Source organism: Rahnella bruchi (genome assembly GCF_003614975.1).
GTDB classification, from domain to species: domain Bacteria; phylum Pseudomonadota; class Gammaproteobacteria; order Enterobacterales; family Enterobacteriaceae; genus Rahnella; species Rahnella bruchi.
The window spans coordinates 12,871-34,226 of record NZ_QZWI01000020.1 but is presented as its reverse complement, the minus strand read 5'-3'; the positions used below and the strand labels follow the sequence as shown (position 1 = coordinate 34,226).

General features: G+C 50.9%; 20 protein-coding genes. 10 read left to right on the top strand and 10 right to left on the bottom strand.

The features are described from left to right. Both D5398_RS22810 and D5398_RS22805 read left to right on the top strand, forming a co-directional pair. A complete protein-coding gene (locus D5398_RS22810; protein ID WP_120509702.1) occupies positions 1-1,080 on the top strand; it encodes a cysteine protease StiP family protein in 1,080 nt (359 codons plus the stop codon). Continuing rightward, positions 1,080-2,036, top strand: a complete 957-nt coding sequence (locus D5398_RS22805) for an HpcH/HpaI aldolase/citrate lyase family protein (RefSeq protein WP_120509654.1) — start codon at positions 1,080-1,082, stop codon at positions 2,034-2,036. The genes D5398_RS22810 and D5398_RS22805 overlap by 1 nt, the downstream gene beginning before the upstream one ends. Before the next feature lie 95 nt (positions 2,037-2,131). On the opposite strand, the gene D5398_RS22800 is transcribed toward D5398_RS22805, so the two are convergent. From D5398_RS22800 to rhaS (D5398_RS22785), 4 genes are all read right to left on the bottom strand, one after another. Further along, positions 2,132-3,175, bottom strand: coding sequence for a coiled-coil domain-containing protein (locus tag D5398_RS22800; protein ID WP_120509653.1), 1,044 nt, complete (start codon positions 3,173-3,175; stop codon positions 2,132-2,134). Between the two features lie 140 nt (positions 3,176-3,315). Beyond that, complete coding sequence (locus D5398_RS22795) at positions 3,316-3,897, bottom strand: LUD domain-containing protein (RefSeq protein WP_120509652.1); 582 nt, start codon at positions 3,895-3,897, stop codon at positions 3,316-3,318. A 126-nt stretch (positions 3,898-4,023) separates the two neighbouring features. Next, positions 4,024-5,463: an aldehyde dehydrogenase gene (aldA, locus tag D5398_RS22790; protein WP_120509651.1), complete on the bottom strand. Its 1,440-nt coding sequence runs from the start codon at positions 5,461-5,463 to the stop codon at positions 4,024-4,026. Positions 5,464-5,653: 190 nt separating this feature from the next. Further along, a complete protein-coding gene (rhaS, locus tag D5398_RS22785) occupies positions 5,654-6,472 on the bottom strand; it encodes an HTH-type transcriptional activator RhaS (RefSeq protein ID WP_120509650.1) in 819 nt (272 codons plus the stop codon). 411 nt (positions 6,473-6,883) lie between these two features. On the opposite strand from rhaS (D5398_RS22785), the gene rhaS (D5398_RS22780) reads away from it, so the two are divergent. The 5 genes from rhaS (D5398_RS22780) to panE all read left to right on the top strand — a co-directional run bounded on the left by rhaS (D5398_RS22780) (position 6,884) and on the right by panE (position 12,584). Further along, complete coding sequence (gene rhaS, locus D5398_RS22780) at positions 6,884-7,876, top strand: rhamnose ABC transporter substrate-binding protein (RefSeq protein WP_104925188.1); 993 nt, start codon at positions 6,884-6,886, stop codon at positions 7,874-7,876. Between the two features lie 67 nt (positions 7,877-7,943). Next, on the top strand, positions 7,944-9,458 hold the full coding sequence (locus D5398_RS22775; RefSeq protein ID WP_120509649.1) for a sugar ABC transporter ATP-binding protein: 1,515 nt from the start codon (positions 7,944-7,946) through the stop codon (positions 9,456-9,458). Beyond that, positions 9,455-10,468, top strand: a complete 1,014-nt coding sequence (locus D5398_RS22770; RefSeq protein WP_120509648.1) for an ABC transporter permease — start codon at positions 9,455-9,457, stop codon at positions 10,466-10,468. Before D5398_RS22775 ends, D5398_RS22770 begins: the two co-directional genes overlap by 4 nt. Next, positions 10,465-11,487: an ABC transporter permease gene (locus tag D5398_RS22765; RefSeq protein ID WP_415838546.1), complete on the top strand. Its 1,023-nt coding sequence runs from the start codon at positions 10,465-10,467 to the stop codon at positions 11,485-11,487. The genes D5398_RS22770 and D5398_RS22765 overlap by 4 nt, the downstream gene beginning before the upstream one ends. 173 nt (positions 11,488-11,660) lie before the next feature. After that, the gene (gene panE / locus D5398_RS22760) at positions 11,661-12,584 is read left to right on the top strand and encodes a 2-dehydropantoate 2-reductase (RefSeq protein WP_120509647.1); all 924 of its coding nucleotides are present in this window, start codon (positions 11,661-11,663) and stop codon (positions 12,582-12,584) included. A gap of 39 nt (positions 12,585-12,623) precedes the next feature. On the opposite strand, the gene D5398_RS22755 is transcribed toward panE, so the two are convergent. The 3 genes from D5398_RS22755 to ptrR form a co-directional block, all read right to left on the bottom strand. Continuing rightward, positions 12,624-13,157, bottom strand: coding sequence for a cytochrome b (locus tag D5398_RS22755; RefSeq protein WP_120509646.1), 534 nt, complete (start codon positions 13,155-13,157; stop codon positions 12,624-12,626). Positions 13,158-13,366: 209 nt separating this feature from the next. Next, positions 13,367-13,774: an H-NS family histone-like protein gene (locus tag D5398_RS22750; protein WP_112287421.1), complete on the bottom strand. Its 408-nt coding sequence runs from the start codon at positions 13,772-13,774 to the stop codon at positions 13,367-13,369. A 535-nt stretch (positions 13,775-14,309) separates the two neighbouring features. Continuing rightward, complete coding sequence (gene ptrR / locus D5398_RS22745; RefSeq protein WP_120509645.1) at positions 14,310-15,194, bottom strand: putrescine utilization regulator PtrR; 885 nt, start codon at positions 15,192-15,194, stop codon at positions 14,310-14,312. Between the two features lie 100 nt (positions 15,195-15,294). Between ptrR and D5398_RS22740 the strand changes: the two genes are divergently transcribed. Continuing rightward, entirely contained in the window at positions 15,295-16,686 is a 1,392-nt protein-coding gene (locus tag D5398_RS22740; protein WP_120509644.1) for an aldehyde dehydrogenase family protein, read from the top strand. Between the two features lie 92 nt (positions 16,687-16,778). On the opposite strand, the gene D5398_RS22735 is transcribed toward D5398_RS22740, so the two are convergent. Beyond that, positions 16,779-17,030, bottom strand: coding sequence for a hypothetical protein (locus D5398_RS22735; protein ID WP_120509643.1), 252 nt, complete (start codon positions 17,028-17,030; stop codon positions 16,779-16,781). A gap of 711 nt (positions 17,031-17,741) precedes the next feature. Between D5398_RS22735 and D5398_RS22730 the strand changes: the two genes are divergently transcribed. Both D5398_RS22730 and D5398_RS22725 read left to right on the top strand, forming a co-directional pair. Next, complete coding sequence (locus tag D5398_RS22730) at positions 17,742-18,047, top strand: YdgH/BhsA/McbA family protein (protein WP_112287418.1); 306 nt, start codon at positions 17,742-17,744, stop codon at positions 18,045-18,047. A gap of 643 nt (positions 18,048-18,690) precedes the next feature. Continuing rightward, positions 18,691-18,894: a hypothetical protein gene (locus tag D5398_RS22725; protein ID WP_120509642.1), complete on the top strand. Its 204-nt coding sequence runs from the start codon at positions 18,691-18,693 to the stop codon at positions 18,892-18,894. A gap of 890 nt (positions 18,895-19,784) precedes the next feature. Here the strand turns inward: D5398_RS22725 and D5398_RS22720 are convergent. Both D5398_RS22720 and D5398_RS22715 read right to left on the bottom strand, forming a co-directional pair. Continuing rightward, positions 19,785-20,753, bottom strand: a complete 969-nt coding sequence (locus D5398_RS22720; protein ID WP_244216820.1) for an MBL fold metallo-hydrolase — start codon at positions 20,751-20,753, stop codon at positions 19,785-19,787. A 45-nt stretch (positions 20,754-20,798) separates the two neighbouring features. Further along, entirely contained in the window at positions 20,799-21,356 is a 558-nt protein-coding gene (locus D5398_RS22715; RefSeq protein ID WP_120509641.1) for a YbhB/YbcL family Raf kinase inhibitor-like protein, read from the bottom strand.

Sequence of the window (21,356 nt, the reverse complement as noted above, 5' to 3'; positions counted from 1 at the left end):
ATGCAGCCATTTATCCCATTTTCCGGTTCCTATCTCGCCGAAGACGTCCAATTCCTGCTTAACCCTGTTGAAATGGAAATGACGCCCGTAGACCAAAAAGAGCAACTGATTCAGTCCGGGGCAAAGCACTACTCCGAAATGCTGAGCCAGGAACCTGAACCGACAAACTGGCACTTGGATTTGTTTGCCAAAGCATTGGATCAGGGGGCGGTCCGTTTGGCGAGAGAAGTCGTGATGCTGGCAAAAGCATTATCAGAACGTTTCGGCGATACGCCCATTGTTTTGGTCAGTCTGGTGCGGGCTGGGGTGCCGCTTGGCGTCATGTTGCATCAGACACTGCGGGCGATGGGCAAACAGTCTCATCATTATGGTGTCAGCATTATCAGAGACCGGGGCATTGACGAAACGGCCATGGACTGGATTGAGCATCGGCACGGCACTGAAGGTGTGGTGTTTGTCGACGGCTGGACAGGCAAAGGCGCAATTACCGGCGAGCTTCGACGCTCGCTGGCATCACGTACAGGCTATCCGGATGATCCACGCCTTGTGGTTCTGGCTGATCCCTGCGGTGTGTCTTGGCTCGCCGCCAGTGATGACGACTGGTTAATTCCCTTCGGCATTATGGGAGCGCCCGTCTCCGGCCTTATCTCGCGTTCCATCTGGTCATCAGAAGGATTGCACGGTTGCGTTCAGTGCGAACATCTTCGCCAGTTTGAATGCAGCCGCCAACTGGTCGACACGGTGGCTGATTGCCGAAAATCATTGGATTTGGACGCAATTCCTGCCAGCCAGTGGGATCCTGAAAATTTTGCGCAGTTGAAATCACAAAGTGAACAGATCATTGCGTCACTGGCCGCTGAGTACAAGATTTCAAGCATTAACCGGATTAAACCCGGCATTGCCGAGGCGACACGGGCCGTTTTGCGCCGGGTGCCTGAGCACGTTCTTGTTCGGTCGGTTAACGATCCCGACGTTGCCCTGCTGGTGTATCTGGCCCGGGAAAAAAATATCCCCATCACTGAAGTCGGCGATCGCATCGGACAGTATCGTGCCATCACCATTATTAAAAAGGTTCACTGATGACAAAGAGACTCTCGCCATACCGGCTGGGTGCCACGCTCTACATGCCTGCAACGCGTTCTGATATTGCCAAAAGCGTGCTGAGTAATGAAATTGAAGGACTCCGTTCGATAGTCATTTGCCTTGAAGACGCGGTCAGCGATGAAGACGTGCCTGCGGCCCTGGATAATTTAAAGCAGGTGCTGGCAGCATTACGTTCTGCGAAGGCTGAAGGACGGGGAACCGAATGGCCTCTTGTCTTTATACGTCCCCGCCATACAGATATGGGCCATTACCTAACGACTGATTTGGATCTGTCGCCGGTGGACGGGCTTGTACTTCCTAAGTTCACCCTCGCTTCCCTGCCTCTATGGTGGGAGATTATGAAAGACACACATCTGTGCATGATGCCGACATTGGAAACTGAAGACGTCTTCGATGTTATACAGATGCGGGAGCTCGCGACGACACTGCTCAGTCACCCCTGCCATGATCGTATCATTGCGCTGCGTATAGGTGGAAATGACCTCATGAACGTCATTTCCCTTCGTCGCCCGCGCAATCTCACGCTATACGACAGCCCGATGGGCTACGTCATCAAGATGCTGGTGGCCGTTTTTGGCTCACGCGATTTTGCCCTGACGTCTCCTGTGTGCGAACACATTGATGATCATAACGTCATGGAACGGGAACTGGCGCTCGATATGGCACATGGGCTGGTCGGAAAAACCGCCATTCATCCAAACCAGATTGCGAAAATCGAACGAGCCCTGATGGTCACTCCTGCCGACCATGCGGATGCGCTGCGGATCTTAAACTCCAGTCAGGCAGTCTTTAAATCTCAGGGGGCTATGTGTGAACCGGCCACGCACCGACGTTGGGCCGCAAGGGTTCTTGAACAAGCTCAGGTTTACGGGATTGCCCATGAAAGTGCCCAGGATGGGGTGAGACTGGTAACAATGACAAGCCCGCATTAAGTGATGAACCTTACTTTTTGCCATTATCCGGGAAAGCGTGTGCTGGGTTAGCCAAAAATCAGGCAGCATGCAACAACGCACACCGGTCATTGCCGCTACGCTTTCCGGCTCCAGACAATCATCAGGGAAAGTGCGTAGACGACGCTGCCGAGGAAAGCGGCGGGGGCGAGATTATCAAACAGATGTCCCGGCTGGGCATCTGAGTAAAGCACCAGCGCGACGACGGAAATCCCCATCATGGCACCGGGAATGTGAACCCAGCGGGTTAAGCGCTGTTTTTGCGCTTTGTAGGCAGCGAACTCCTGATTTGTGCGATCCAGTGCCAGACTCAGGCGCTCGCAATCTTCTTCGTTATCACGAAAGCGCTCTGCTAAACGGCTGTTTTCTTGCTGAAGTTCAGCGAGTTGTTTTTTCAGCTTTGCCTTTTCGCTCTTCGCATTCTGCCCTTCGTACTCTTCCTGTTTCAGGCTGGCACGCAGTTGTGTGACTTTACGGTTCGCTTCCGCTGTCAGTTCTTTCTGCTGGCCGAGCAAGGCATAATTCCCGTCGGCACGGCGGTTGGCCCCATGGCGCTTATCTTCTTCCAGGGCCAGCTGGCCCTGAAGTTTGTCGCGAGCTGCGGCCATCGCGGCCATCTGACTGCCCATATAAGCGACTAGATTTCTGGACTCTTCCAGCTCAGCGGAGACAGAATTCCCTGCGGTTTGCTGACGCGAGCGCATCAGCGCCAGTTCATCAGCGTGCTGTTTTTTCTGCATTTCTGACTGGCGCAGCAGTTCGCTTACACGCGTGTTCAGGCGGTACAACTCCCCTTCCAGTCGCTGAACGTCTTCTTTATTGCCACTTGCGGTTTGATTGCGTGCCACCGCCAGTTCATGGGTCAGACTGCGTACCTGTTTTTCCAATGAGGCGAGCTTGTCGAGTGTGACGGCGGTGTCTTTATAAATGGTTTTTACTTTGGCTTTATCTGCCTCGGCGCGGCTGAAACTGACGCCTCTGAGCGCGCTTTCCACTTCGCGGGCAATGGACGTTTTGTCCATCGCCTTCATCCGGTTGCATGCGCTGGCCAGGAAAGTGGCCGCTTCGTTGCTGTTTCCGGTTCCAAAGGCTTGTTTGATAAGGCTCTGTATCACGCTCATGGTTGTCGCGCTCACTTGCAGTAAAAGTCAGGACACGCCCGTTGTGCCCTTGTTTAATTATTGTATCAGATAGGATTTATTTTATTTACAGGAGTTATTTTAAGCGAAGTGAGTACAGCAGGATCCGTGGGTTTTAGGACTTAAATCGCGATCACCCGCAGACTTTTCACGCCTTTCGCGCCAAGCATCAGCGCACTTTCGCTGTCTGCCATCGCGGCGGGGCCGGTCACCATCACCGTATAGCGCGCATTGAACGGTTGCGGCTGGCGATGAGCAAGATGCAGATGCTCAATGATGTGCTTCACGTCCAGCAGCACCACCAGATTTTTAGCCATCGCGCTGAGGGAATTCACGCAAAGTTGCGGGTCACTGAGAAACACCGCGCCGGTTTCTGCCACACCGAAACAGGCGCGAACCACGCCGACATCCACGTCTTTAAGCGACGCTGCCTGCGTACGGGCGTTGAAATCCACTTCCGCGATAATCTCCGGGGTGGCCGTACAAAACTGTGAATCTGCCGGATACAGCCCGCGCAGATAGGCATTCAGCGGGGTATAGCCATTTTGCGGCGATCGCAGAAATGTGTCATCCCATACGCCCCCCATCAGCGTCAGCGCGCGACCAAAATCGTCTGGCAGATTCGGGTGATCAGGCTGTGGCGCAAACAGCGTCTGGATGAATTTATGCTGACGAAGGCCGGTGAGGAAATCGTTGCGGCTCATGGGTTTTCCTTATCAGGTTCCTGAGTTTCGTTATCAGGTTTAAGTCAGCAAAGCCGGAGTCAGGTTGCCCTGATCCGGCTATTTACTGTTATTGCTTACGTACAGCTCGATCTGACTTCCGGCAAATCAATGAAACTGCAAATACGCGACGTGCGTTTGCAGATATTCCTGCAAGCCGTGTTTGCCGTCTGCGCCGCCGACACCCGATTTACGCCAGCCCGCATGGAAGCCCTGCATGGCTTCAAAGTTTTCGCGGTTGATGTAAGTCTCGCCAAATTTCAGCTGTTTCAGCGCTTGCATTGCGGTGTTGATATTGCTGGTGTAAATCGACGACGTCAGGCCATATTCACTGTCATTGGCCATCGCAATTGCCTCATCCAGTGTTTTGAATGTCGCCACCGGCAGTACCGGACCAAACACTTCTTCGTGCATGATCGGCATATCCTGTGTCACATCGACCAGCACCGTTGGCTGATAGAAGAAACCTTTGTCGCCGTGACGTTTCCCGCCCAGCAGCACTTTCGCGCCCTGTGACACAGCTTTCGCCACTTTGTCTTCCACGCGCTGCAATGCCGCGCCACTGATCAGCGGTCCCATATCCAGCTCTTTTTGTTCAGCAGTATTGCCGAACGTGACTTTCTTCATCGCTTCGCCGATGCGTGAGATGAATTCGTCGTACACACCTTCCTGCACGTATACACGTTCGGCGCAGTTACAGACTTGCCCGGTATTAATGACGCGTGAGCTGACAATGGCTTTCACCGCCAGATCCAGATCGGCATCATTCATCACGATGGCGGGGGCTTTACCGCCCAGTTCCAGCGAAACTTTGGTCACGTTCTGTGCTGCGGCGGTCATGGTGGCGATACCCGCCGCCACGCTGCCGGTCAGACTGACCATGCCAACTTTCGGGTTCGCCGCCAGTTCCTGGCCGACGGTCGGGCCATAACCGGTCACAATATTCAGCACGCCTTTTGGCAGACCAATTTTGTGAATGATTTCTGCAAAAATCACCGCATTGTTCGGTGTGACTTCACTCGGTTTGATCACGATGGTGTTACCGGTGATCAGCGCCGGTGCCGCTTTACGGGCAATCAGGAAGAACGGGAAGTTCCACGGCAGAATACCGGTGGTCACACCGATGGCTTTGCGGAACACAAAAATATTTTCGTTTGGCCGGTCACTCTGAATGATTTCGCCTTCGTAGCGGCGTGCCCATTCAGCCATATAATCGAGATAATCCGCAGTGAACAGGACCTCGGTCTGCGCCAGGCCGTAGGTTTTGCCGCCTTCGGCAATGATAGTTTCGGTCAGTTCGGCTTCGCGTTCACGGATACCCGCAGCGATTTTGTGCAACCACACGCCGCGTTCAACCGCAGGTAATGCTTCCCAGCCCGGCTGCGCCGCTTCGGCCGCATCAATGGCTTTTTTGGCATCTTCCGCCGAGCCTTCAGGGATTTGCGAAATCACCTGTTCTGTCGCCGGATTCACAACGTCAATCCACTTTCCGCCGGTGTTTTCAACGAATTCGCCGTTGATGTACATACGTTTCTGAACTGTGCTCATGTAAAGAGTCTCCAAAGTACGGATAGAGGTGATGAACGAGTTGTTAATAAAAAAGTTCTTTTTTGTGAAGTTTTAACAGCCTGTTCTATCCGTCTGGTTTTTACCTTTCCGTGATTGCCATTTAATTTTCAAAAATGGCAAAAATGTCATGATCGGGCTGCCCGACATAACATTTCTGCAAATCAGGGGTTCACTGTCTGATACTGCGCGGGGCATAGCCAAATTCGCGCTTAAACAATGTGGAGAAGTAATTGCTGTCGCAAAAACCGCAGTTATGGGCAATTTCAGTGATCGGGCTGTCGCTGAACCGCAGCATATTGCGCGCATTGAGCAGACGCAGGCGGTTGAGGTAATTGAGCGGCGTGCAGCCGGTTTGCTGTTTCATCTGGCGATGCAGGGTGCGCAGCGACATTGAGAACTTCGCGGCCAGTTCCGGCCAGTCGATTTCCTCGTCGTAATGTTCGTTCATCCAGTCCAGCAGATTATTCAGGTCACCCCCCTGCCCGCGATAACCCACGTCGCGGCTGCCTTTACGCAGCAATAATAAGAGCTGCATAAAATACAGTTCCTGCTGTGCCTGATTTTCCGGGGACGGGCTGAACGGTTTGCGTGCCAGCAGGTCAATCAGGGTTTTGGCCTGAGTTATCTGATTCGGGCTGATGCGCCAGTGCGCCGGATAAATCCCGCCGACCTCCTGCGGCAACAAATCGCTGACGCCATTCAGGAAACGAAAGGCGTTCGGGCTGCGGTACAGCACGTTAGTCAGATGCAGATTATCGGTATCTTCATAAAGATGATGGTCGTTGTGGCGGACAAAACAGACGCTGCCTGCACTGAGGATCAGCGGCTGATCGTTAAAAACGTGCGTGCCTGTGCCCTGCTCTACCAGCACAATTTCGTCAAAATCCTGATGATGATGCTCAGGAAATGTCTCCTGCGGATAACGGGGTTCAATGGCGACCGGGAAATCTCCTGAGGGGAAATACTCACTACTGCGTAACACGGTCATTTCCGACTCCTTATTAACATTATCGTAATATCTTAGTCGTCGGCGGGGCGACCATAAGGCTGAAACTGTGATCCGCCAGCCGCTTTTGAACAAAACTTTTCCTTCCTTACAAAATCCTTCGCAATCCGCCGTGCTGCGCCGCTTTAGGCCCTATTACAGTGCGGGTTTCACGGATCGGTAATGTGTGTTTTTCTGACCGTTTGGCATGCCCGAAATAAGATTGTTATCAAATTGTGAGGTTGTTCGCTCAAACCTTTGTGTCTTTGCCATAGTTGTCGCTGAACTGGCACTCGCGGAAAGGTCAGCCTGTCAGCAACCTCCTAGAGTCGTGATCATGCGCCTGGCGCGTCGGCAACTTTTCGTCGTTAAACTTTTTGCAGATTTATGCGAATAGCATGCGGAGTACAAACAATGAAATTAAAACACGTACTGAGCCTTACCCTGATCGCGAGCAGCATCCTGCTGGCAGGCGCGGCATCGGCAGAAGTGAAAATTGCACTGGTGGCGAAATCACTGGGCAACGGTTTTTTTGAGGCGGCAAACGTCGGTGCGCAGCAGGCAGCGAAAGAACTGGGTGATGTAAAAGTGATTTATACCGGTCCGACGACGACCACCGCCGAAGCGCAGATTGAAGTGCTGAACGGGCTGATTGCTCAAGGTGTCGATGCTATCGCCGTTTCCGCCAACGACCCGGATGCACTGGTGCCTGTGCTGAAAAAAGCCATGCAGCGCGGCATTAAAGTGGTGTCATGGGATTCCGGCGTTGCCAAAGAGGGCCGTCAGATCCACCTCAATCCTTCCAACAACGCGCTGATCGGCGAAACCAACGTCAAACTGGCCGCTGATGCGCTGAAAGCCCTGAACGTAGAGAAAGGCGATGTGGCAATTCTGAGTGCCACGCCAACCTCCACAAACCAGAATCTGTGGATTGCGGAGATGAAGAAAGTGCTGCCGAAATACCCGTCGGTAAATCTGGTGACCGTCGCTTATGGCGACGACCTGTCAGATAAAAGCTACCGTGAAACCATCGGCTTACTGAAATCTTATCCAGACCTGAAAGTGATTATTTCCCCTTCTTCCGTCGGTATCGTGGCTGCCGCGCAGGCGGTGAAAGATCAGGGCAAAATCGGCAAGGTTTACGTGACCGGTCTGGGTCTGCCATCTGAAATGGCCGGAGCCGTGAAATCCGGCGCGACCAAAAGCTTCGCCATCTGGAACCCGATTGATCTCGGCTACGCCGCCACCTATCTGGCAGACGATCTGGTCAAAGGCACCGCCACCAAAACTGAAGCCAGCATGGGCCGTTTAGGCAAGGTGAAACTGGATGCTGACGGCAGCGGCGCGATGGCAGAACCGTTTGTTTATGACGCCAGCAACATCGACAAATTCTCTAAAATCTTCTGATCCTGAATGCGGCTCATCGTGATGCGGTGAGCCGTTTTGTTGTGCTTAGCCAGACAGGGGAACTGAAATGACAGACTCAACGACGCCACTTTTATCATTAAAAGGCATCAGCAAAGTCTTTCCGGGTGTCAGGGCGTTAAATAACGTTCACGTGGATTTGTATCCGGGAAAAGTAACCGCCCTGATTGGCGAAAACGGCGCGGGAAAATCGACGCTGGTGAAAGTCATGACCGGCATTTATCAGCCGGAAGAAGGCGAGCTGCGTTATAAAGCCATTCCGATCAAACTGCCGAATCCAGAATCCGCGCACAAAGTCGGGATCACCGCCATTCATCAGGAAACCGTGCTGTTCGACGAGCTTTCTGTCACCGAGAACATTTTCGTCGGCCACTATGTTTACCGCGGGCTGTTTAAACGCCTGAACTGGCCGGTGATGCATCAGCAGGCGCGCGATATTCTGACGCGTCTTGAAGTGAACATTGATCCGCACGCTACCCTGAAAGACCTGAGTATTGCGCAGCGCCATATGGTGGCGATTGCCCGTGCGCTGTCGTTTGATGCGCAGGTAGTGATTCTCGACGAACCGACCGCCGCCCTTTCGCAGCATGAAATCGTCGAGTTTTATCAGATTGTTGAGCGCCTTAAACGCGAGGGCAAAGCCATCCTGTTTATTTCGCACAAGTTCGACGAGATTTTCTCTATCTCCGATTACTACACGGTGCTGCGCGATGGCAGTTATGTCGGTTCCGGCAAAATCAGCGACATCAGCGAACAGCAAATGGTGACCATGATGGTCGGCCGAGAGGTCAGTCAGGCATACCCGAAAGTGAACTGCGAGCCGGGCGAAACGGTACTTGAAGTGCAAAATCTCAGCCATCCTACCGAATTTGCGGGCATCAATTTCTCACTGCGCAAAGGTGAAATCCTTGGTTTCTACGGGCTGGTCGGCGCGGGCAGAACCGAGCTTATGCAGGCGCTGTTTGGCGTCACGCAGCCAGGTGGCGGAAAAATTCTGATCAACGGCAAAGAGCAGCAATTCTCGCGCCCTTCTCAGGCCATCCGCGCCGGGATTGTGTATGTGCCGGAAGAGCGGCAGAAACAAGGCGCGATTATTGATTTGCCGATCAGCCAGAATATCAGCCTGCCGCAACTCAGCCAGCTGAATCCGCGTGGCGTGCTCAATGACAAAAAAGAGTGGGCGCTGGCCGACGATTACGCCCGCCGGTTGCAGGTGAAAGCCTCCAGCTGGAAACAAGCGGTCGGCACGCTTTCAGGCGGGAATCAGCAAAAAGTGGTCATCGCCAAATGGCTGGCGACCAGACCGGACATCATCATTCTCGATGAACCCACCAAAGGTATTGATATCGGCTCAAAAGCGGCGGTTCATCAGTTTATGTCTGAACTGGTGGGACGCGGGTTGGCGGTGATTATGGTGTCTTCTGAATTACCGGAAGTGATGGGTATGAGCGATCGCATCATCGTGATGCATGAAGGGCTGATGGTGGCGGAGTTTAAGGCCGGTGAAGCCAGCGCAGAAATGATTGTCAGTGCCGCCAGCGGCGCGGGCGAGGAGGCAGCATGATCAAAAAACTGCTGAAATACCGCGAGCTGTTGCTGGCGGTGGTTATAGTGCTGATGGTACTTGGCGTCGGCGCCCGTTCACCGGAGTTTGTGGGTGCCGGAAACTTGCTGGAAATGTTTAATGACACCTCGATTCTCATCATCCTGGCGCTCGGCCAGATGATGGTGTTACTGACCAAAGGAATCGATTTATCGATGGCCGCCAATCTGGCGCTGACCGGCATGATTGTTGCGCTGATTAACTTCCATCATCCGGACATTCCGGTATGGTCGCTGGTGTTACTGGCGACGGTTCTCGGGCTGGTGATGGGCGCGATTAATGGCCTGCTGGTGTGGAAAGTCGGTATTCCGCCGATTGTGGTCACACTTGGCACCATGAGCATTTATCGCGGCATTATTTTTCTGCTTTCCAATGGTGGCTGGATCAATGCCCATCAGATGAGTCCGCAATTTCTCAGTCTGCCGCGTACAACCTTTATCGGTCTGCCATTGCTCGGCTGGTGCGCGATTGCCGCACTGATTCTGGTGGCCTATTTCCTGCGTTACAGCCGCACCGGGCGCGCTTTATATACCGCGGGCGGCAACGCTACGGCCGCTTATTACACCGGCATCAATGCGGGCAAAATGCAGTTCGTCAGTTTCTGCCTTTCCGGTGCGCTGGCCGGATTCTGTGGCTATCTGTGGATTTCCCGTTTTGCTGTCGCATATGTGGACGTGGCTAACGGCTTTGAATTGCAGATTGTCGCGGCCTGTGTCATCGGCGGGATCAGCACCATGGGGGGCATCGGTTCTGTTGTCGGCTGCCTGCTCGGCGCGCTGTTCCTCGGCGTCATCAACAATGCCCTGCCGGTAATCGAAGTGTCGCCGTTCTGGCAGATGGCGATTTCCGGCGGCGTGATTGTCATTGCGGTGATCCTCAACGAACGCGCCAACAAACGTAAAGGACGGCTGATCCTGCGCCATTCCCCTGCCGTTCATTCTGTGCGACCTGAAACCGGAGCAAGATCATGAGTAAGACCTTAACTTCGCGCAACACGCCGCATTCCGCAGCCGGAGAAAAATCCACTATGGCCATCACGCCGTTTTTCCGCCGCCTGATGTGCTGGGAAGGATTTTTGCTGCTGGTAACGCTGCTGGTGTTTGTGGTGAATGCGTTCGCTTCGCCGTATTTCCTCAATATCTGGAATCTGTCGGACGCGACGTTTAACTTCACCGAGAAAGCCATTATTGTGCTGCCGATGGCGATGCTGATTATCGCCCGCGAAATCGATTTGTCGGTCGCCTCCACAATGGCTCTGAGTTCCACTGTGATGGGATTCTGCGCGCAGGCCGGTTTGCCGACACCGGCGCTGGTCGGCGTCGGGCTAAGTGTCGGGTTGCTGTGCGGTCTGATTAACGGGCTGCTGGTCACGCGGCTGAATCTGTCGTCTATCGTCATCACCATCGGCACCATGAGTCTGTTCCGCGGCATGACTTATGTGCTGCTCGGTGACCAGTCGCTGAATAAATATCCCGCCAGTTTTGCGTGGTTTGGTCAGGGTTATGTCTGGGGACCGCTGTCGTTTGAATTCGCACTGTTTCTGGTACTCGGCGCGGTGTTTTATTTCCTGTTGCACAAAACCAACTTTGGCCGACGCACTTATGCCATCGGCAACAATCCGGTCGCGGCGTGGTATTCCGGTATTAACGTGAAACGCCACAACCTGACGTTGTTCGTGCTGGTCGGTGTAATGTCCGGACTGGCGGCAGTGCTGCTGACGTCGCGCCTGGGCAGTACACGTCCGACACTGGCACTTGGCTGGGAACTGAGCGTGATCACCATGGCGGTGCTCGGCGGCGTCAGCGTGCTCGGCGGGTCCGGCAGCATGACCGGTGTGATCATCGCCGCGTTCCTGATGGGTTTGCTGACATTCGGCCTCAGCCTGCTGAATGTGCCGGGAATTGTAATGTCAGTGATTGTCGGCGCGATGCTTATCGTGGTGATTTCTCTGCCGGTGTTGTATCGCAAAGTTATGGCGCGGAGAACATAATTACATATTCCTCGCCTGCGGGCGGGGAGTTGAATTTTCTACCGACATTTCTTCCGACACAGCACGTACTGATATTTATTTCTTCATGCCAATACTTGCCTACCCCCTGCCGACTCCCGTAGTTTAAAACGCAATATCTGATTTCTGAATGTATTGAAACAACGGGGAAGCATATGCGGATTTTAGTTGTAGGTGCCGGTGCGACCGGCGGGTATTTTGGCGCGCGTCTGGCGCAGGCCGGGCAGGATGTGACGTTTCTTTTACGTGAGAAGCGCGCGCTCGCCGTGCAGCAGGACGGGCTGACCGTGCACAGTCCGCACGGGGATTTCCATTTTCAGCCCAATGTCTTACAAGCATCTCAGCTGACCGGCCCTTATGACCTGATTTTACTGACCGTTAAAAGCTTCGGGCTGGAAGCGGCGATGAAAGATATCGCCCCGGTGGTCAGTGAAAACACGATGGTGATGCCGGTTCTGAACGGGATGAAACACATGGAGGCGCTGAGTCTGCGTTTCGGTGAACACGCCCTGATTGGTGGATTGTGTAAAATCAACGCGACGCTGGATGCCGATGGTCATATCCATCAGATGACGCCGTTGCACCAGATTATTTATGGCGAACTCTCCGGCGAAAAAACCGAACGGATTCTGAAAGTCGATCAGGCGTTTCAGAGTGCCGGTGTCGAAGCCTCCCTTTCTGAAACGATTATGACTGATCTGTGGGAGAAATGGCTGTTGCTGTCGAGTCTGGGTGCCATCACCTGCACCATGCGCGGAAACATCGGTCAGGTGGCGTCTGCGCCAGGAGGCACAGAGTTCGCCCAGGCTATTGTCACCGAGGCGCTGACCACCATGAAAGCCTTTGGCTACGCGGAACGCGCGGCGGCGGTGGCAAAAGTCAGGGAAGCGGTGACTGACAAAAATTCGCCGCAAACTTCTTCAATGTATCGCGATATGATGCAGGGTTATCCGATAGAAGCGGAACAGATTGTGGGTGATTTAGTCGAGCGGGCAACGCGGGTCGGCATCAGCATTCCACACCTTCAGGCCGCTTATACGCATTTATGCGTGTATCAGAAGAACCGCGAATCCGCCTGATAATCTCCCTAACAATCATCGCAATAGCCCGTTTACGGGCTATTTACGCGACGGCCACATTCTGATAAGCGTGTTATCGCGCCGGCGATAGTGATGCCAGAGTGCCGCCAGAGCATGTAATCCGATAAGATAATACCCGGCGTTCGCGAGCCATCCATGCAGCGTTCTTAACTGTTTCTGTAAAGGTAAATCCGGAAAGACGCTTTTCGGCATAAGGATGTTAAACATCATCCAGTCATGGCCGCCATAATATTGTGACAAAATGCCCAGCACCGGCAGGCCCAGAAACATCAGATATATAAGACCCTGTGTGGCCGCTGAAAAATAAAGCTGCCAGCGCACTAACGTCGGTTTAACCGGTGGCGTGGCGTACATTCCGCGAACAAAAAGGCGTACACACATCAGGAATAATACGCAAAACCCCAGACTATAATGGGTAAGTGCTAATAATTCGCGCGCTGGCGTACCTTTTGCAAACTCTCCTTTTATATCCATAGTGGCATAGGCCAGCACCACTAAAACAAACACCAACCAGTGGAGTACAATTTGCGCTGAAGAATATCGGTTACGCATAGCAGTTCCGGTAAACGAAGAGACGTTAACCTTACTTGCAGAGACTTAAGCTTACATTAAGAGGAATTACGTACCGGAGAGAAATGATCGTATGCAGGAGTATTACGGTGTTAAAAAGGGAATTGCAGAATGAAAATGAGAATGCCGAAAATGTGTTATCTGCCTCGCGGTTGGCAAGGCAGAAAACACGGAACACATCGGCAGCCTGATTAACGCGCGATCAGGAAACTCTCTAAGGTTGCGCCACCATCAAGTGCAGCTTTAATGGCAGAAGGCGTACGGCCCTGACCGGTCCAGGTCTTTTTAGAACCGTCGGTGTCGGTATACTCATAAATTGCCGGGCGTGGTTTACGCTTAGCTTTACCGGATTCTTTCGTCGTCTGGTGGCCCAGCAGGTCATCAATAGCGATGCCGTCGTTTGCCAGCATTTCACGGTATTTCAGTAATTTTTCGTCACGTTCCTGCTGCTGCGCACTGCGCGCTTTCACATTTTCGCGTGATTCTTCAACAATAGCCGTCAGTTTCTCAAGAATTTCTTCCAGAGTGCTCAGCGGCATTTCACGAGCCTGTGCCCGAAGTGTACGGATATTATTCAAAACGTTTAATGCGTTGTCCATGATGTGCTCACTTTAGAGGGGTATCATTAAATTAGTGACACTGATTCTACACAAAGAAATAATGATATCAATTGCGCCAACGTAATATTATTGACGGTAACGCAACGGCAGCAATCGACACTCTTTCGCATTAATTGTTAATACTCCATTTCATAACAACTTGTTGCCGCTGCATAATTAAAACTTTCACGAATAAATCACTTCAAAGCCTTAAAAATTACCCGAAAAATTTTATTAACCGCAATTTACGCACGTTGTTAATAGTATCAGCGCGTGAATAAAGTGTGTTGCTATTATGTACAAACTTGTCAAAATCCGGTCATTACGAGCGAACTTTTCCACTTTTTTGAATAATCATTTCTAAAAAACCGGTTAGAAAAAGCATCTTCTGCACCATTTTTAAGGAGCGATTAGACAAGCCAGCCTGTAAAATGAGATCTAAATCACAAAATAAGACCCCTTAACGTTATGTTCAAAACCATTTTTGTCGTTTGTGCTGGCTGTATTGCACTGAAACTGGCGCTCGACTGGCAGATTATTTTGCAGGTGGCTGAAGGCTGATTGTCAGTTCCCTGGCCATCTTCGCAAACTCAGATAAATTTCTGGTCAGGTTCCCACGCCGCCACACCAGCCAGGTTGTCAGATAACGATAGTTATCGGCCAGCGGCCAGATGCTCACCGTACTGCTGCCGGGCATACTTTCCAGCATACTGCGTGGCATCAGTGCCAGCCCGCCACCCGCGATGACACATGCCAGCATGCCGTGGTACGACTCCATCTCATAAATTTTTCCCGCCGCTGCGCCATCATCGGCAAACCAGCTTTCAAAATGACGCCGGTAAGAACAGTTTGAGCGAAACGCATACACAATCTCTCCGTTCACGTCCTGACCCCGCTTAACCGGCGCGTGGTGCAGTGGCGCAACAATCACCATCTCCTCAGGAAATACCGGCACACCATCGAGCACAGGATGCAAAACCGGCCCGTCGACAAACGCCGCTTCCAGTTCCCCGTCAATCAATTTATCCAGTAATTCCCCTGAAGGTCCGGTGCTAAGCGCCAGTTCAACTTTGGTGAATTGCTGATGATAACGTGCCAGCAACGCCGGAATACGCACGGCGGCAGTACTTTCCAGCGCGCCCAGCGCGAAAATCCCTTGCGGTTCGGTTCCGGTCACAGACAGCCGTGCCTCCTCTACTAAATCCAGGATTCGGTTGTTGTAATCGAGAAAATTACGTCCGGCAGGCGAAAGACGTAGCCGCTGATTCTCCCGGATGAATAACTCGACGCCCAGTTCTGCCTCAAGCTGTTTAATGCGCGTAGTCAGGTTTGACGGAACACGGTGCACCCGCTGCGCTGCGGCGCTGATACTGCCAGTTTCAGCTACGGCGCGAAACATTTCGAGCTGGGAGAGATTCATAGTCTTTCTCAAAAAGTGAACGGTTTACTTATTTTTATTCATTTTTATTAAAACCTGCAACCCTCTATTCTGAACGCACTGGTTTAACGAGGAATAAATAATGACGACGACAGATTCACAAACACATGCCATTTCGCAAAATCCGTTTACCGGCGAGCGTATCGGTGAATATCCTTTTGACACCACGCTGGCGCTGGAAGCGGCGGTTTCGCAGGGCAGCGCATCATTTAAGCAGTGGCGTAAAACTGACGTCGCACAGCGTGCCATGCTGCTGGCCAATCTGGCCGCCGAGCTGCGCTCCGCCAGCGAAGACATCGCCCGCATGATCACTCTGGAAATGGGCAAACCGGTGAAACAGGCACGCGCTGAAGTAGAAAAGTCAGCGGCTTTATGCGAATGGTACGCCAAAAACGGTCCGGCAATGCTGGCCCCTGAACCGACCATGGTCGATAACGGCGAAGCGCACATTCACTACCGTCCGTCCGGGATGATCCTGGCGATTATGCCGTGGAACTTCCCGGTGTGGCAGATTTTACGCGGTGCCGTACCGGCGCTGCTGGCGGGCAATACTTTCCTGTTAAAACCGGCACCGAATGTGATGGGCACTACGTATCTGGTAAATCAAGCTTCGCTGAAAGCAGGGTTTCCGGCAGGTGCGTTTGGTGTGATTAATGTCGGCACACCGGCAGTGGCAGAGCTGATTGCCGACCCGCGTGTGGTGGGCGTTACTGTGACGGGCAGCGTTCGGGCCGGTGCGGCGATTGCAGAACTGGCTGGCAAATCACTGAAAAAATGTGTGCTGGAACTGGGCGGTTCAGACCCGTTCATCGTACTCAATGACGCAAATCTGGATGAAGCCGTTAAAGCGGCGGTTGCCGGTCGTTATCAAAATACCGGGCAGGTATGTGCCGCAGCGAAGCGGTTCATCGTTGAGGACGGTGTGCTGGATGCCTTTACCGCAAAATTTGTTGCCGCGACTCAGGCGCTGGTGACGGGCGATCCGCTGGATGACACCACGTATATCGGCCCGATGGCGCGTTATGATTTGCGTGATGAGCTGGACAAACAAGTTCAGGACACACTCGCAGAAGGTGCAACCTTACTGCTCGGCGGCGAGAAAATTGCCGGGAACGGTAACTTCTATGCGCCGACTATTTTAAGCAATGTGACACCCGAAATGACCGCATTCCGTCAGGAACTGTTCGGTCCGGTGGCTGCCATTACCGTCGCACGCGATGCAGACCATGCCGTTGAACTGGCAAATGACAGCGATTTTGGCCTGAGCGCGACCCTCTTTACAGCTGACCTTATGCGGGCAGAGCAGATGACTAATGAGCTGGAAACTGGCGGTGTGTTTATCAACGGTTACAGCGCATCCGATCCGCGCGTTGCATTCGGCGGCGTAAAGAAAAGCGGCTATGGCCGTGAGCTTTCCCACTTCGGCTTACGCGAATTCTGTAACGTGCAAACTGTCTGGAGCAACCGGAAATAGGTTCTGACGTATTGAGAGCAACTATAATCACGGGATTGCATAATCCTGTGATTATGACTTTGTTTGCGAAGTATCCGGTCTACCAGGGCACACTAAGCAATGATACCCATGATTTTCGCCCACTCCCTGACCTGTTCGTCAGTCACAAAACGCAGGACTTCAGGCTCTTTATTTATCACATCCTCCAGAACAAAAACCAGACAAGGGTAGTTTTCCGGCATCTGGCGAATGATTTCACCTTCAAGTTCTCCGGCTTCGAAAGCAGGAGGAATGTCGCCATGACAATTAAAATAATCTTCCGTCATCCAGGTTCTGAATGCTTCTTCATCTTTAAGTAATTTCATACCATTTCCCTCAGAAACGCTGAACCAAAGGAAGAGGAAGAGCGAATGCGGCTTGAAAAGTGACTGCACAGATAACGCTGTCAGTCCCGAACTTCGAAATAAGTCACCAGGTAATGATATTAATCTGTCCGTTAATATCATTAATAAAGTTAAGAAATGATTTATCAGAAAGCCCGGCCTTTTTGCGAACCGCATAATAACGATGCTATCAGACCGCGGCAACGTCCGTTTTTGGACAGAGCTAGTAAACCTCAGTCACAGAGAACCCTGTTAAATAGACTTATAATCAAATAGATAGATAATCATTACATTTCAAAATCAAGTATTTCAATTTTTAAAATGTTGACGAAATACATGGCCACAAAAAGACTCGCTGTTTTCGATTCTGACAGCTTCGCGATATCGTCATCGGGCCAAAATATTCATCATTTCGTTTCTTACCGGAAGACTATGCGCTGTAATAAAGTCGCAATATGGGTACGACGTGTTTAATTCGCCTTTTGGGAATTCATTTCAAAAACACCTAACCTGTAACGAAGTGAAAATATCTTCATTTAAAATCGTGTTAATTGTGGCGAAAGTGTTCTTAACAAGAAATTAGCAATTAAAGCTAAGGATAGTTACATCAAAAGGTGTTTATTAACGTTGTGCCGGTTAATTGACGGCAATGTAATACCCGATTCAGACATTGAACTCTTGAGGAATAACTCCATGAAAGGCTTAGTAAATGATGTTTTATCCATATTTTATCCGAAGTCTGTTAAGCCTGTTTTGATCCGCAGCGGATTATCACATCGTGAAATAGCCTCCCTGCAAGCTGTTGGTGTAACGACGGTTTCCTGGGCTACCTCCATGGAAGAACTCAACAATGCGATTGTCAAAAAAGCGTTAGATGCAGGTGCCGTCGGCTACCACATTACTAATGTGGAATCGCACAAACCGGGTAAAGAGGAACAACATGTCATGGCTGCCACCGCGACGTTTTATCATATCAACCACAAAGTGGCTTATGATTGATGTTTCTGGAAAGTAATGCTGGAATACATAAAGCCGCACACCTGAAAGGACTGCGGCTTTTTTATTCAATCCGATGGTCATAACCCCGCACAATACTTAAATCTCTTAAAACTGTCCAACTACCGCTTTTCATCAATGACTTCGGTCTGCTTTTCCGTTTTAGTAACCCAGTAGTCTGCGGAAAATATCACCCTCCCCCATAGTCCTCCCTTCGTCTACCGCCAGCTATCTGCAAAGCTTCTCTCATGGAATACCACCTCCCGACACTCATCGCATCAGCAAAGGATACCTTCGTAGCAATGATTTTCTCTGACGAGCTTTGAGAACTTTTGAAGGTTCTTCAAATTTTTAAATCACTTAAAGAATCCATCACGGTCAAAGAGTCTTATGTTGGCCTTGTAGTATTCAAGCCGCAAGTGCGTCAAAAAATCAAAAAACAGGCTAAGCATATGGTTTTTAAGCATCGATTTGCGGTACAGTTTACACGCTGCAGCAAAACTGCAGCCGGAATTGGCGTTCCGAATATCACGAGTGTCGGTAGCAATAATGCTTTGCTGCTATTTGTATTCTCATGATTATGCGGAACGCTGACCTCTATGTTCAATTCCCAACCTCCTCGCGTCAGCCTCCTCTGGAGGTATCTATGAAATTCTCACTTGAACATCCCTCTACCAGAGAACTGGTCGATCGCTCTCGTGTTTTGGTAAATGTGATGCTTGAAAATCCGGATGACAATAACCCAAATTATGTGTTGCTACTGATCCTGGCTGAGCAATTGCAGCAACTGTATGATGACCTTGAAGAAGAGGAAGTTAAACAACTAAGAACTGAGAAATTACCTCAGTAATTTGCCTCTCACTACAGCATCAGGGAATGGTGCTGTAGTTCTTTATGCACCGTCACGCTTAAACATGGCATCTATCGAAAACGTTCACGCCATTCGACCTTAGATTTTTCATTTATTTGAGGAGTATTGAAACCGTAGTTTTAATCGACACAGTTTATAGGATGCTTAAGGGCCGCCGCCGTTTAGAGGAATATGGCCATATGGTTTCTACTTTGGTTATTACCGCAATTCAACACAGGGTCTACCCCCCACATTAGTTTCAAACTGAAATACTGAGCAATAATAGATAATTAATATCGCTGTTAAAATCCAATAATGATGTTTAAGAACTACTTCCTTAAACGACGCATATTAAAAATGTATCTCTAATGAAAATAGTAACCGGCAGTTACATGAAAACTAAAATAAGAATGACAAGATTCACTCATTTGTACACATAACATTGTCTCAAACTAGTCCTGCTCGAAACGTGAATTATATCCTGACATAAACAATATAATTAAAATTTCACTGAGCAAGGATGCTAAGTTGCACACGAGGTCACGCTGGATGAGATGAAATGACCTGTTTCGCGACAGTGCGTCTAGGAAAAACTCGTTAACCTAAAAAACTTGTGATTAACTTAACATAAATAGCATTAACCGCACTGGAATTGTAAATCCCACTTGATAATGTATTTTTTAAGTTAATTAGACTTGGTTTTAAATGGCCGGAGCATATGTTTATTACCAGTCGAAACCCCGTATATTTAGGATCATTTACTATGGTTCCGTTGTCCACCATTTTCTAAAATGCTGCTCTTTTCTGTTAAGCCAGATAACCTCGCCTATGACAGGCGTGTCCAACTGGAAATTCGCTCCGTTACCCGCTTGTTCAATCCGCTTGAACGGTTAGTCCCAGTCATGGGCGGCAATACTAAAGCGTCCAACATGTGCGGGCAGAAGCCGTACCGCGTCTAAATCTTCAGCTGCCTGTGCCGCCTCCTCCGGGAACATGTGGATATTGGCCCACCGAGGGTCATATTGGCCCATATCCAGAGCAACTAGGTCGAATTTTCCGAACCGTTGCCCAATGTCTCGAAAATGTGCTCCATAGCCGCTGTCGCCACTGAAATACAAACGCTGCTGGGCAGTTTCAAGGGCAAAGGAGACCCATAAGGTTTTATTACGCGTCAACCAGCGTCCCGAAAAGTGTCGCGCGGTAAGAACGTGAATTTTTACTCCGGGTAGAATATCTACGTCGTCATTCCAGTCGGCTTCGTGAATACGATCCTCTGCATATCCCCAGTGGGCAAGATGGGCACCGACGCCCAGTCCGGCTACCACCTGTTTAACTTTCTGCCTCAGTGCGAGCACGCTTTGATAGTCCAGATGGTCCCAGTGATCGTGGGTGATGAGCATAACGTCAATGGGGGGCATATCGTCTGCTGTATAAACTGAACTGCCATCAAATGCGACATTCGTGGCGGGCAACGGGCTTGCGTTAGTACTGAAAACAGGGTCAAGAAGAATACGTTTTCCGGCCAGCTGGATATAGAAAGAGGAATGACCCAGCCAAACCACCACATCTTGTTCTCGAGGCAGTGATTTTAGGTTAGTGTGGATGACCGGTACCGCAATTGCTGGTTTCAGGCGCGGATTGCGATCAGCAATGAATGACAACATGTTTGAAAAGAAACTGGTATTTCCGGTATCAACCGATGTTTTAAGGAGATTGCGAAACTCTCCATTCACATAATGAGGAGAGCGTTCGACTGCCTGAAGTCGGTTGCCCTGAGGCGAGGCACCGAACTTAGGCATGGCCAGCCAAATAAATGCACTGGCCGTCAGAACGGCGACAAGCAATGCAATCATCAGCATATATTTGTTCCGTTTTTTCATGATACCTGACTCTGCCCTGACCCGTTACTGTGCTGGACGCACAGAGACTGGAACCAACTCCGCACTGGCAATACTGTTCGAGTTAAGCATGTAACCGACCAGCGCCCCCCCTGAATCCTTATCAACTGGCAGTTTATCTACTTTCAAAGCCCATATTTTAAAATGGTAATGATGGGTTGCATCCCCTGCGGGTGGACATGGGCCGCCATAGCCAGGGCCGCCAAAATCGGTACGCCCCTGAACGGCTCCGACAGGAATATTTTTACCATCGGTAGAGCCAGCATTACGGGCCACGCTGTTAATCTCTTTTGGAATATTAACCAACGACCAGTGCCACCATCCGCTCCCTGTCGGCGCATCCGAATCGAACATGGTTATTGCAAAACTTTTCGTTTCTGCTGGTGCGCCGGTCCATGAAAGTTGCGGCGAAATATTCTTTCCGGTACAGCCCGAGCCGTTTAATACATATGCGTCTTTAACCTGCTCCCCCTGCCTGACATCTGTACTGGTCAATTTAAGCGACTGTGCATGCAGGCCTGAAATACATGAAAGCAGAGATAATCCCAGAATGATTTTTTTCAT

Excerpts from the sequence above, each read along its gene's own strand:
- D5398_RS22715 (WP_120509641.1), bottom strand. The coding sequence starts at position 21,356 with ATGAAAAAAATCATTCTGGGATTATCTCTGCTTTCATGTATTTCAGGC.
- aldA (WP_120509651.1), bottom strand. The coding sequence starts at position 5,463 with ATGAGCACAGTTCAGAAACGTATGTACATCAACGGCGAATTCGTTGAA.
- rhaS (WP_104925188.1), top strand. The coding sequence starts at position 6,884 with ATGAAATTAAAACACGTACTGAGCCTTACCCTGATCGCGAGCAGCATC.
- D5398_RS22735 (WP_120509643.1), bottom strand. The coding sequence starts at position 17,030 with ATGAAATTACTTAAAGATGAAGAAGCATTCAGAACCTGGATGACGGAA.
- panE (WP_120509647.1), top strand. The coding sequence starts at position 11,661 with ATGCGGATTTTAGTTGTAGGTGCCGGTGCGACCGGCGGGTATTTTGGC.
- D5398_RS22765 (WP_415838546.1), top strand. The coding sequence starts at position 10,465 with ATGAGTAAGACCTTAACTTCGCGCAACACGCCGCATTCCGCAGCCGGA.
- D5398_RS22730 (WP_112287418.1), top strand. The coding sequence starts at position 17,742 with ATGAAAGGCTTAGTAAATGATGTTTTATCCATATTTTATCCGAAGTCT.
- D5398_RS22725 (WP_120509642.1), top strand. The coding sequence starts at position 18,691 with ATGAAATTCTCACTTGAACATCCCTCTACCAGAGAACTGGTCGATCGC.
- D5398_RS22720 (WP_244216820.1), bottom strand. The coding sequence starts at position 20,753 with ATGCTGATGATTGCATTGCTTGTCGCCGTTCTGACGGCCAGTGCATTT.
- D5398_RS22775 (WP_120509649.1), top strand. The coding sequence starts at position 7,944 with ATGACAGACTCAACGACGCCACTTTTATCATTAAAAGGCATCAGCAAA.
- D5398_RS22805 (WP_120509654.1), top strand. The coding sequence starts at position 1,080 with ATGACAAAGAGACTCTCGCCATACCGGCTGGGTGCCACGCTCTACATG.
- D5398_RS22810 (WP_120509702.1), top strand. The coding sequence starts at position 1 with ATGCAGCCATTTATCCCATTTTCCGGTTCCTATCTCGCCGAAGACGTC.
- D5398_RS22750 (WP_112287421.1), bottom strand. The coding sequence starts at position 13,774 with ATGGACAACGCATTAAACGTTTTGAATAATATCCGTACACTTCGGGCA.
- D5398_RS22800 (WP_120509653.1), bottom strand. The coding sequence starts at position 3,175 with ATGAGCGTGATACAGAGCCTTATCAAACAAGCCTTTGGAACCGGAAAC.
- ptrR (WP_120509645.1), bottom strand. The coding sequence starts at position 15,194 with ATGAATCTCTCCCAGCTCGAAATGTTTCGCGCCGTAGCTGAAACTGGC.
- rhaS (WP_120509650.1), bottom strand. The coding sequence starts at position 6,472 with ATGACCGTGTTACGCAGTAGTGAGTATTTCCCCTCAGGAGATTTCCCG.
- D5398_RS22740 (WP_120509644.1), top strand. The coding sequence starts at position 15,295 with ATGACGACGACAGATTCACAAACACATGCCATTTCGCAAAATCCGTTT.
- D5398_RS22795 (WP_120509652.1), bottom strand. The coding sequence starts at position 3,897 with ATGAGCCGCAACGATTTCCTCACCGGCCTTCGTCAGCATAAATTCATC.
- D5398_RS22770 (WP_120509648.1), top strand. The coding sequence starts at position 9,455 with ATGATCAAAAAACTGCTGAAATACCGCGAGCTGTTGCTGGCGGTGGTT.
- D5398_RS22755 (WP_120509646.1), bottom strand. The coding sequence starts at position 13,157 with ATGCGTAACCGATATTCTTCAGCGCAAATTGTACTCCACTGGTTGGTG.